The sequence below is a fragment of the Streptomyces acidicola genome (assembly GCF_009377235.1).
GTDB classification, from domain to species: domain Bacteria; phylum Actinomycetota; class Actinomycetes; order Streptomycetales; family Streptomycetaceae; genus Streptomyces; species Streptomyces acidicola.
Map to the genome: position 1 here is coordinate 18250 of NZ_VMNX01000016.1, position 12859 is coordinate 31108.

The 12859-nt window shown below is 71.8% G+C and carries 1 protein-coding gene; it reads right to left on the bottom strand.

Annotated features, from left to right (window positions below):
• Nucleotides 1–107: 107 nt before the first annotated feature.
• The gene (locus tag FPZ41_RS49375) at nt 108–12815 is read right to left on the bottom strand and encodes a type I polyketide synthase (protein WP_152860455.1); all 12708 of its coding nucleotides are present in this window, start codon (nt 12813–12815) and stop codon (nt 108–110) included.
• Between the last annotated feature and the right edge of the window lie 44 nt (nt 12816–12859).

The window sequence follows — 12859 nt, forward strand, 5'->3', positions numbered from 1 at the left end:
GAAAGAGCGCGGAGAGCCGAATCAGGGCGCCTGGACTGCGGCCGGGGCGGGGTCGGGGGACTCGGCCCGGCTGCCGCGGCTGGGCGGAGCGGGGTGCTGCGGGCCGGTCATTCGGCGACCCAGGGCTTGTCGTCAAGCAGCGCGAAGAGCTCGTCGTCGGTGGCGTCGTCGAGCACGACACGGTTGTCCGCGTCCTGCCCGCTTCCTTCGCTGGCGGCCGCCGACCATGTGGCGAGCAGTTGCTGGAGCCGGTCGCCGATCGCGGCGCGCACGTCGTCGTCCGCGGCCGGGGCGGTCTCGGCGAGGACCGTGCGGAGCTTGTCCAACTCGGCCATGAGGAAGGCGGTGTCACCGTCGTCGGCGGGGGCGAGTTCCGCGCCGAGGTGATCGCGGAGGGACAGGATGGTGGGGTGGTCGAAGATCAGGGTGGCGGGCAGCTGCAACCCGGTCACGCTGTTCAGGCGGTTACGGAGATCCACGGCCGTGAGCGAGTCGAAGCCCAGCTCCTTGAACGCCCGTGACGCATCCACCGCCCCGGCCGAGGCATGCCCCAGCACCCCGGCCACCTCGGCCAGCACCGCTTCCAGCAGCACGCGGTCCCGTTCGACCGAACCCAGTCCACGCAGCCGCTCCACGAGCCCACCACCGTCGCCGGCGGCGCCCGAGGCGGCGACGCCCCAACGCCGCCCCGCCGTCGGCACCAGGTCCCGCAGTACGGACGGCACCCGGCCACCCGAGAGCGCCGAGGTGCGCAGGGCGACGGGGACGGCGTTCGGCTCGTTGACGACGAGCGCGGCATCCATCAGCGCCAACGCCTCGCTCGCGGCCAGCGGCGGCAATCCCCCACGCCGCAACCGCGCGACGTCCGCCTGCGGCAGCCGGCCCCCCATACCGGCATCCCACATGCCCCAGGCGAGCGACACGGCGGGTAGTCCCTGAGCACGGCGGGTGGCCGCGAGGGCGTCGAGGATGTTGTTCGCGGCGGAGTAGGCGGCCTGACCGGCATTGCCCACCACACCCGCGAACGAGGAGAAGAGAACGAAGGCGGACAGGTCACGGTCAACCGTCAACTCGTGCAGATGCAGAGCCGATTCGGCCTTCGCGGCCATGACACCGGCCAACCGCTCCGGCGTCAGATCAGCGACCAGACCGTCATCGAGAACGCCCGCCGCATGGACCACACCCGACACGCCGACACCGTCGAGCACGGCAGCCAGTGCCGCACGGTCGGAGACATCGCACGCCCGCACTTCGACTCGGGCACCCAACTCCTCAAGTTCCGCACGGAGATCAGCGGCTCCGACGGCTTCGAGTCCACGCCGGGAGACGAGCAGCAGGTCCCGCACGCCGTGCTCGGTGACCAGGTGCCGGGCGACCTCCGCGCCCAGACCACCCGTCCCGCCCGTGATCAGCACCATGCCCTCGCCACCCCACGGCGACGGCACCCGCAGCACGACCTTGCCGACGTGCTTGGCCTGCCCCAGCAGACGCAACGCCTCCGGGGCTCGGGACAGGTCGTACGAGGTCACTGTCACCGGCCGCAGCGCGCCCTGCTCGAACAACTCCAGCAGTGCCGCCCACATCTCCGCGATCCGGTCCGGTCCCGCGTCGAACGTGTCGAACGCCCGGTAGCTGACGCCGGGGTGGGCGGCCGCCACCTGCTCCGGGTCGCGGACGTCCGCCTTGCCCATCTCAACGAACCGGCCACCGGGCCGCACCAGCCGCAACGACGCATCCACGAAGTCACCCGTAAGCGCGTCCAGCACGACATCGACGCCCGACTTGAACCGCTGCTCGAACTCGGTCGTCCGGGAGGAGGCGATCCGCTCATCGGGAATACCAAGACCCCGCAAGACCGGCCACTTCGGCTCGCTCGCCGTCCCGTACACCTCGGCACCCAGGTGGTGGGCGAGTTGTACCGCCGCCATGCCGACACCGCCGGCGGCGGCGTGGATCAGCACGGACTCGCCTCCCGTGAGTCCGGCGAGGTCCACCAGGGCGTAGTACGCGGTCAGGAACACGATCGGTACGGACGCCGCCTGCTCGAACGACCAACCGTCCGGCACCCGCGCCAGCAACCGGGCGTCCGTGACGGCCGACGGGCCGAACGCCCCGTCCAACAGACCCATCACCCGGTCACCGAGCACCAGATCGGTCACCTCCGCACCGACCTCCACGACGACACCGGCACCCTCGTGCCCCAGCCGCCCCGCATCCCCGGGATAGGTGCCCAGCACGTTCAGCACGTCACGGAAGTTCACACCCGCGGCCCGCACCGCCACCCGCACCTCACCGGCCCGCAGCGTTCGCTGCTCCTCGGTGATCACCGCGACGCCGTCCAGACGGCCTTGCCGGCCGACCTCCACACGCCAGGTCATGCCCGGGGCAGCGCCCGGCGGCACAAGGACTCCGCCGGAGGCCATCCGTACCAGTCGCGGTACCCACGCCTCGCCGTCGCGGAGGGCGAGTTGGGGCTCGTCGAGGGGGGCGAGCCGTTCGGCGAGGGTGCGGTACGAGGCTGCGGTGCCGTCGACGTCGGCGACGGCGAGGCGGCCGGGGTGCTCGCTGATCGCCGACCGGACCAGACCCCAGGCACCGGCGCCGGACAGATCGGGGGTGTCGGTGCCGATGCCGGCGTCGGTGCCGGTGCCGATCCCGGTGCTGGTGCCGGCGGCGTGGTGCAGGGCGACCGCGCCGGTGGTCAGTGCCACCAGGGGCGTGTCAGCCCATCGCTCGTGTGCGAGCCAGGTCCGCATGGCACCCAGGAGATCAGCAACCGGACTTGGGACTTCACCAGAGTTGGCCGCGACGGCCAGTCCGACGGCCGCCGGGGCAGGCTCGCCCGCGTCCACGGCGGCGATGAGGGCGTCCAGGTCGGCGTAGTGCTTGGTCGGCACGCCGGACTCGCGCCACGGGGCCGAGTCGCGGTCGCCGACCACGGCCCAGTGGCCGGTGCGGGCGGTCTCGGGGCGGTCGGTGGTGGGCGCCGGCACCCAGTCGAGGCGGAACAGGTCGTCCGGGCCGGTGGCCGCCCGTGCCAGGTCGGCCGCCGAGACCGGACGCAGCACCAGCGAGTCGACCACGGCGACGGGGGCGCCCGCCGCGTCGGCGACATGCAGCGCGTACGTGTCGGCCCCGCGCGGGGTGAGCCGCGCCCGTACGACGCTCGCGCCGACGGTGTGGAAGGCCGCACCCGACCACAGGAACGGCAGCAGCGCCCCCTGTCCCTCCCCCGCGCGCAGGGCCAGGGCATGAAGCACGGTGTCGAGGAGCGCGGGGTGGAGCCCGAAGGCCGTCGCCTCACCCATGGCCGGCTCGGGGAGGGCCGCTTCGACAAGCAGGTCGTCGCCGGAGATCCAGGCACGGGCCAGGCCGCGGAAGGTGGAGCCGTAGGAGAGTCCGGACTGGTGGAGGCGCTCGTAGAGGCCGTCGAGGGCGAGTTCACGGGCCCCGGCGGGCGGCCAGGCGCGCAGTTCGGGCGCCGCCGACGGGGTGGCTGCCGTGTCGTCCAGCAGGCCGGTGGCGTGAGGGGTCCAGGGCTGGTCGGGGGCGTCGTCGTCGGGGCGGGCGTACACGTGGAGGGCCCTGGCTTCCCCGCTGTCCGTCGCCGGGGGCTCCACGGTGATCTGGACGATGACGCCTCCGTCGGGCGGCAGGACGAGCGGCGCCTGGAGGGTGAGTTCGGCCAGCCGCCCGCAACCGGCGCGGTCGCCGGCCTGGAGGGCGAGCTCGACGAAGGCCGTGCCCGGTACGACGACAGTGCCGGCCACGACATGGTCGGCGAGCCATGGATGCGTACGAACCGACAGCCGGGACGTCAACAGCAGCGTGTCGGAGCCGGCCACGGTGACGGCCGCACCGAGCAGCGGATGTTCCGCAGCGGCGAGACCGAGGCCACACGCATCGGCGGCGGCGCGGGCCGGCTCCAGCCAGTACCGCTGCCCTTGGAAGGCGTACGTCGGCAGCGGCACCCGGCGCGCGCCGCTGCCCTCGAACAGGGTCGCCCAGTCGACGCGCGTCCCCCGGACGAAGACCTCGGCGAGTGCCGTGAGCAGGGTCTCTGTCTCCGGGCGCCCCTTGCGCAGCACGGAGAAGGACGGCGCGGTCGCCGGGTCGACGAGCCCGCTCAGCACCGGATCGGGGCCGATCTCCAGCAACCGTCCGCCGCCGAGCGGCCCAGTGGCGGTGGCCAGGGCATCGTGGAAGAGGACGGGCCGACGCACCTGCTGGACCCAGTAGGCGGGGGTGGTCCAGTCGGCCTCGCCGACGGTCTCACCAGTGACCGACGAGGCCGCCGCAACCACGGGGCGACGGTAGGTGATCTGCTCGGCGACCGCGGTGAACTCGTCGAGCATCGGCTCCATGAGCGGGGAGTGGAAGGCGTGGGAGACGCGTAGGCGGGTGACCCGGCGACCGCGTTCACGAACGCCCGCCATGAGCCGCTCGACGCCCTCCTCAGTGCCGGAGACGACCACGGCGGTCGGTCCGTTCACGGCGGCGATCGTCACGTCGTCAACGGTGGTGAGCAGGTCGTTGATCTCCGCCTCGTCGGCCTCGACGGCGGCCATGGCGCCGCCCTCGGGCAGGGCCTGCATGAGACGGGCACGCGCGGCCACCAGCCGCACCGCGTCCGGCAGTTCGAAGACACCGGCCGTATGAGCGGCGGCGTACTCGCCGATGGAGTGACCCAGCACCACGTCCGGCGCCACACCCCACGAACGCAGCAGCTCCACCGACGCGACCTGGACGGCGAACAGGGCTGCTTGTGCGTAGCCGGTGCGGTCGAGGAGGGCTGCTGCTTCGGAGCCGTCGTCGGCGAAAAGGACATCCCGCAACGGGAGCGAGAAGCCGTCCGCGCCGGACAACTCGGCCTCCAGCAGCGCAGCGACCTCGTCGAAGGCTCTGGCGAACCGCGGGTAGGCAACGTGCAGTTCACGCCCCATCCCGAGGCGCTGGCTGCCCTGCCCGGTGAACATCCACGCCGTCCGGCCCTCAGTGACGACGCCCGTCAGGGCGGGCCCGGCTAGCAACGCGTCACCATCACGCCCAAGAACAACTGCCCTGTGTTCCAGGGCGGCCCGGGTCGTGACCAGGGACAATCCGACGTCCGCCGGACCGAGGTCATGGGCTTCGACGTGCGCTGCCAGCCGTGCCCTGGCGGCGCGCAGCGCATCAGCTGTGCGAGCCGATACGACCCAGGGAGTCACCGAAAGGCCGGATGCGGAGTCGGGCTTGCGGGGTGCCGAAGTCGCCGGGCCCGGGGCTTCTTCGAGGATGACGTGGGCGTTGGTGCCGCTGATCCCGAAGGACGACACACCCGCCCGCCGCGCACGCTCACCTCGCGGCCACGCACGCTCCTCCGTCAGCAGTTCCACCGCACCCGCCGACCAGTCCACGTGCGAGGACGGCTCATCGACGTGCAGGGTGCGGGGCAATGTCTCCTCCCGCAGCGCCATGACCATCTTCACCACGCTCGCGACACCGGCCGCCGCCTGTGCATGACCGATGTTCGACTTGATCGAGCCGAGCCACAACGGCTCATCATCGGCATGCGCCTGGCCGTACGTCGCCAGGAGGGCCTGCGCCTCGATCGGGTCACCGAGCCGGGTGCCGGTGCCATGCGCCTCGACCGCGTCCACCTCGGAGGCGTCAACTCCCGCCGCGGCCAACGCCTGCCGGATCACCCGCTGCTGCGACGGACCATTCGGCGCGGTCAGCCCATTGGAAGCACCATCCTGATTGACCGCACTGCCCCGCACCACCGCCAGCACCGGATGGTTGTTGCGGCGGGCATCGGACAACCGCTCCAGGACAAGAATGCCCCCGCCCTCGGCCCAGCCCGTCCCATCGGCACCGTCGGCGAACGACTTGCACCGCCCGTCATCCGCCAACCCACCCTGCCGCGCGAACTCCAGGAAGATCGTCGGCGTCGCCATGACCGTGGCGCCACCGGCCAACGCAAGGTCGCATTCACCCGACCGCAACGCCTGGCAAGCCAGATGCAGGGCAACCAAGGCCGAGGAACAAGCGGTGTCCACGGACATCGCCGGGCCCTCCAGCCCCAGGGCGTAAGCCAGGCGACCGGACGCGACGCTGGGTGTGCTGCCCGTCAGCAGGTACCCCTCAGTGTTGCCCTGCGGATCGTCGACCGTGCCGCTGCCGTAGCCGTTGGCGGAGACACCGGCATAGACGCCCGTCGGGGTTCCGCGCAGCGAGGACGGATCAATACCCGCGTCCTCCAGCGCCTCCCACGCCGTCTCCAACAGCAACCGCTGCTGCGGATCCATCGCCAACGCCTCACGCGGCGAGATCCCGAACAGCTCGGCATCGAAGAGCGCCGCCCCCTCCACGAAACCACCGACCGCCGCCAGCCCCTCCAACAGGGCGGGATCCCAGCCACGATCCGTCGGCAACGCCGACACCCCGTCCCGGCCCTCCGCGACCAGATCCCACAACCCCTCGGCAGAATCCGCACCACCCGGGAAACGACACCCCATCCCCACAATCGCAACCGGCTCATCGAAAGCCGCCGCCACCTGTGCACGCGGTTGCGGGGGAGCCTGCTCAGTGATCTCGCCGAGGAACTGTTCGAGGAGGTAGTCGGTGAGTGAGTTCGGGTTCGGGTGGTCGAAGACAAGGGTGGCGGGGAGCGTGGTGATGCCGGTCGCGGTGCCGAGGCGGTTGCGCAGGTCGACGGCGGTGAGCGAGTCGAACCCGAGGTCCTTGAAACTGCGGGTCTCGTCCACGGTCGCCGCCGACGCATGGCCGAGCGCCACGGCGACCTGCGTCCGGACCAACTCCAGCAGAGCCCTGCGCTGTTCGACCGGCGCCAGCCCGCCGAGACGGCGTGCCAGCTCACCGCCGGCTGGGGTGACAGCGCCAACAGCACGACGACGTGCCCGAAGCGGCACCAGGTCGTGCAGCACTGGGGGCAGGAAACTGTGGCCCGCCTCGCCGAGTGCCGAGGTACGCAGGGCGACGGGGACGGCGATCGGCTCGTTCACCAACAGAGCCGCATCCAGCAGGGCAAGCCCCTCGCCCGTCTCCAACGCCGGGAACCCCTGCCGGGCCATCCGCTCCAACTCGGACTCACCCAGCGTGCCACCCATGCCCTCGGCGCTCGCCCACATCCCCCACGCCAGCGACACAGCAGGCAGCCCCTGAGCCCGACGTACCACCGCCAGAGAATCCAGGACGTTGTTCGCCGCCGAGTACGCCGCCTGACCGGCATTACCGACCACACCCGCGAACGACGAGAACAGCACGAACGCCGACAGCCCACGATCGGCAGTCAACTCATGCAGATGCAGCGCCGACTCCGCCTTCGCCGCCACCACCCGGCCCACACGCTCAGCCGACAGATCAGCAATCAGACCGTCATCCAGCACACCCGCCGCGTGCACCACACCCGACAGATCCACCCCATCCAGCACAGCGGCGAGCCCATCACGATCAGCGACATCACACGCCCGCACAACGACCCGAGCACCCAACCCCTCCAACTCAGCCACGAGTTCACCCGCACCTGGCGCAGCCGAACCACGCCGCGACACCAGCAGCAAATCCCGCACGCCATGCACGGCAACCAAATGCCTGGCGACCTCCGCACCCAGACCACCCGTCCCACCCGTGATCAACACCGTGCCCCCGCCACCCCACGGCGACGGCACCCGCAACACCACCTTCCCCACATGCCTGGCCTGCCCCAGCAGACGCAACGCCTCCGGCGCCCGCCCCATGTCAATCGCCGTCACCGGGTTCGGCCGCAGCGCGCCCTGCTCGAACAGCTCCAGCAGCGCGGCCCACATCTCAGCGATCCGGTCCGGCCCCGAGTCGATGAGGTCGAAGGCGGTGTAGTCGATGCCGTGCTCTGCCCGGACCGCATCCGCGTCACGGACGTCGGTCTTGCCCATCTCCACGAACCGGCCGCCCGTCCGCACCAGCCGCAGCGACGCATCCACGAACTCACCCGCAAGCGAGTCCAACACCACATCCACACCCGGCTGGAACCGCTCCTCGAACTCCGTCGTCCGCGACGAAGCGATCCGCTCCCCCACCACGCCCAGCCCCCGCACCACCGCCCACTTCGGCTCACTCGCCGTCCCATACACCTCACCGCCCAGGTGCTGGGCCAGCTGCACAGCAGCCATCCCCACACCACCGGCAGCCGAGTGGATCAGCACCGACTCCCCCGCCTCCAGACCGGCCAGATCCACCAAGGCGTAATAAGCAGTCAGGAACACGATCGGCACGGACGCCGCCTGCTCGAACGACCACCCGTCCGGCACCCGGGCAAGCAGCCGCGCATCGGTCACAGCAGTCGGAGCAAACGCACCGTCCAGCAGACCCATCACCCGATCACCGACCACCAGGCCGGTCACCTCAGGGCCCACCTCCACGACCACACCGGCGCCCTCATGCCCCAACCGCCCCGCATCCCCGGGATACATGCCCAGGACATTCAGCACGTCACGGAAGTTCACCCCCGCCGCCCGCACCGCGACCCGCACCTCACCGGCCCCCAGCCCACGCGGCTCCTCAGGAACCAACGCCACACCATCCAGCCGCCCCTGAGCCACCACATCCATCCGCCAACCCGCACCCACGCCCGAACCCGCGCCCAGCGGCGGCAGGAGCACATCCCCACCAGCCATGCGCGCAAGGCGCGGCACACGGGCCGTTCCCCGGCGGATCAGCACTTCGCTCACCGTCTCCGGGACACCCACGAGCGTCTCCCAGGAAGCGGAGTCGAGGTCGAGGTCGGCGAGGGCGATGCGGCCCGGGTGTTCGGTCGCGGCCGTGCGGACCAGGCCGCGGACGGCGGCCGCGGAGGGATCGGTGAGGGGCTCGTCGTCGTCGGCCGTGCCCGAGACAACGATCAGCAGGCGGGAGTCGCCGAGGCGTACCTCCCGCAGCCACTCCTGGATCGTGCCGAGTATCTCGGCGACGGTCTCCCGGGGGGAGCCTGCGGCGGCCGTCGTGAGCGGCAGGGTCACCGTGCTCGGCGGTTGCGTGCCGGCGTCGAGTGCCGTGCTCAGTGCGGCCAGGTCGGCGTACGAGGTGCCGTAACGGGCCGTGTGTCCGTTCGGGAGTTCGCCCAGGACGGCCCAGTCGGCGGTCCGGGCGTCTCCGATGTCGTTCAGGGCGCGCCAGTCCACGCGGAACAGGGCGTCTCGGACGAAGGAGTCGCCGGTCTCCAGGTCCGTGAGGGTGACGGGGCGCAGCAGGAGGCTGTCGATCCTGGCGACGGGTTCGCCGGTCGCGTCGGCGACCCGGAGTTCGACCGTGTCCTCGCCTCGCGGCGTCACGCGCACCCGGACCGTGGACGCGCCCACGGCGGACAGTTCCACACCGGACCACAGGAACGGCAACCGGGTGCCGTCGCTCTCCCACAGACCCAGGACGTGCAGCACCGAGTCCAGCAGCGCCGGGTGCACGCCGTATCCCTCGCCGCCACCCGCTGCCGCTTCCGGCAGTGTGGCCTGGACGAACCAGTCCTCCCCGGAGCGCCATACGGCTTCCAGGCCGCGGAAGGCCGGGCCGTACGACAGGCCCGCCGAACCCAACCGCTCGTACAGGCCGTCGAGTTCGACCTGTTCCGCTCCTTGCGGTGGCCACACGCGCAGGTCCCATGTCTCGCCCGCCGACGCGGTCTCGGCGATGGTGCCGGACGCGTGGAGTGTCCAGGGCAGTTCGTCGGCCGTGTCGTGCGGGCGGGCGTGGATGCGCAGGGCTCGGTGTCCGGCGGCGTCCGGCGACTCCACGCCCACCTGGAGTTCGACGGCACGGTCCGCCGGGAGGGCGAGCGGGGCGTGGAGGGTGAGGTCGTCGACGTGGTCGCAGCCGACCCGCTCCCCCGCGGCCAGCGCCAGTTCCAGCAGTGCGGTGCCGGGGACGATCGCTGTGCCCGCCACGACGTGGTCCGCGAGCCAGGGCTGGTCGGCGACCGACAGCCGGGCCGTCAGCAGCAGAGTGTCAGTGTCGGCGACGGACACGGCGGCGCCCAGCAGCGGGTGGCGGACGGGGCGCAGGCCCAGGCCGGCGGCGTCGACGGTGGTGCGCGGCGCTTCGAGCCAGTAGCGGCGGTGCTGGAAGGCGTACGTCGGCAGGGGCACCTCGCGTGCCCCCGTGCCCGTGAAGACGGCGGCCCAGTCGACCGGGGTGCCGCGGACGAAGAGCTCGGCGACGGCCGCGAGGGCGCTCTCGCGTTCGTCGCGGTCACGGCGCAGCACACATGCGGCGGGGGCCGTGTCGACGAGCGCGGACAGGACGGGGTCGGGGCCGAGTTCGAGGAAGCGTGCGACGCCCAGTTCGTCCACGGCCGTGCGGGCGGCGGCGTGGAAGCGTACGGCCTCCCGCACCTGCCGTACCCAGTACTCCGGCGTCGTCCAGTCGTCGCCGTCGAGCACGGCGCCGGTGAGGGTGCTCACCGCGTGGAGGGTGGGGCGGTGGTAGGTCACCTGGGCGGCGATGCCCGCGAACTCCGCCAGCATCGGTTCCATGAGCGGGGAGTGGAAGGCGTGCGATACGTGCAGCAGCGTGGCCCGGCGGCCCTGTTGGCGTGCCGCATCGAGCGACTGTCGTACGGCGTCCTCGTGGCCCGAGACGACGACGGACGTGGCGCTGTTCACGGCGGCTATGACGACGCCGTCCGTGAGGAGCGCGGTGACCTCCGCCTCGGTGCCCTCGATCGCGACCATGGCGCCACCCTGCGGCAGGGCCCGCATGAGTCGGGCGCGGGCCGCGACCAGCCGTACGGCGTCGGGGAGTTCGAGGACTCCGGCCGCGTGGGCGGCGGCGAACTCGCCCACGGAGTGGCCCAGCACGACCTCGGGTTCGGTGCCCCAGGAGCGCAGCAGTCGGATGAGGGCGACTTGCAGGGCGAAGAGGGCGGACTGGGCGTAGCCGGTGTCATGGAGGGCCTGTTCCTCGTCGCCGAAGAGAACGGAGCGCAGAGGCCGCCCGAAGCCGAGTTCGGCGTCGAGGAGTTCGCAGATCTCGTCGAGTGCCGTGGCGAACACCGGGAAGGTGGCGGCGAGTTCTCGTCCCATGCCGGGGCGCTGGCTGCCCTGGCCGGTGAACATCCATGCTGTACGGCCCTCGGTCGCCGCGCCCTTGATCGCGGGCTCGGCGAGCTCGGCGCGCAGGTCAGCGAGGTCGTGGCCGAGGACGACGGCGCGGTGGTCGAGGGCGGCGCGGGTGGCCGCGAGGGAGTACCCCGTGTCCAGGGGGGCGGCGTCGACCGGGGCGAGCCGTTCGATCTGGGCGCGCAGGGCGTCGGCACCGCGCGCGGAGACGACCCAGGGGATCACGGGCAGATCGACCGTCGTGGCCGAGGTGGCGGGGGCGGCCGGCGTGGCCGGTCCCTCGGCGTCCTCGACAGAGGGTTCGGCAGCGTCCGGGTCTTCCTCTGCGGAAGGCGCGGCGGGGGCCGGCGCCTCTTCGATGACGACGTGGGCGTTCGTGCCGCTGATGCCGAACGACGACACACCCGCCCGACGCGGATGCCCGCCCTGCGGCCAGGACCGCTCCTCGGTCAGCAGCCGCACCGCACCCGACTCCCAGTCCACGTGAGAGGACGGCTCCTCCGCGTGCAAGGTACGCGGCAGGCGCTCCGCGCCCAACGCCATCACCATCTTGATGACACCGGCCGCACCCGCGGCCGCCTGTGTGTGCCCGAGGTTGGACTTCACGGACCCCAACCACACCGGCTCACCCTCACCGTCGCCGTCGCGCGCCTGCCCATAGGTGGCGAGGAGGGCCTGGGCCTCGATGGGATCGCCGAGCCGGGTACCAGTGCCATGCGCCTCGACCACGTCGACCTCGGCCGGTGACACACCGGCGTTCGCGAGAGCCTGACGGATCACCCGCTGCTGCGACGGACCATTGGGCGCGGTCAAACCATTGGACGCACCATCCTGGTTGACGGCCGTACCCCGCACCACCGCGAGCACCGGCCGCCCCCGCCGACGCGCCTCACTCAGCCGCATCAGCACCAGCACACCCGCACCCTCCGACCACCCCGTACCATCCGCCGACTCCGCGAACGCCTTGCACCGGCCGTCCGACGCCAGCCCGCCCTGCCGGGAGAACTCCACAAACGTGGCCGGCGAGGCCATGACCGTCACACCACCCGCCAGCGCCGTGTCACACTCCCCCGACCTGAGCGACTGACACGCCAGATGCAACGCCACCAGCGACGACGAACACGCCGTGTCCACCGTCACCGCCGGGCCCTCGAACCCGAACACGTAGGAGACACGCCCGGAGAAAACACTGCCCGCGTTGCCGTTCGCGAGCAGACCCTCGACCTCGTCCGGCGTCACCGGCAGCCGGGAGGCGTAGTCGTGGTACATCAGCCCCGCGAACACGCCCGTGCGCGAGCCCCGCAACGACAGCGGATCAACCCCCGCCCGCTCCAACGCCTCCCACGACGTCTCCAGCAACAGCCGCTGCTGCGGATCCATCGCCAACGCCTCACGCGGCGAGATCCCGAACAGCTCCGCGTCGAACTCGGCGCCGTCGTGCAGAAAGCCGCCGTGCCGCGACGACGACTGGCCCGGCCCGTCACCGAACAGGCCCGTCAGGTCCCAGCTGCGATCCACCGGGAACCCCGACACACCCTCGCCGCCGGACGCCACCAGGTCCCACAGTGTCTCCGGCGAGTCCACCCCGCCGGGAAAGCGACACCCCATCCCCACGATCGCGATCGGCTCGCGGTCCCGGGCCTCGACCTCGCGCAGCCGCTGACGGGTCTGGCGAAGGTCGGTGGTCAGCCGCTTGAGATACGTCAGAGTCTTGTCGTCAGTGGGCACGTGAATCCTGTCCCTTTGTCACCTGAGGGGCACGCCAAGGCCCG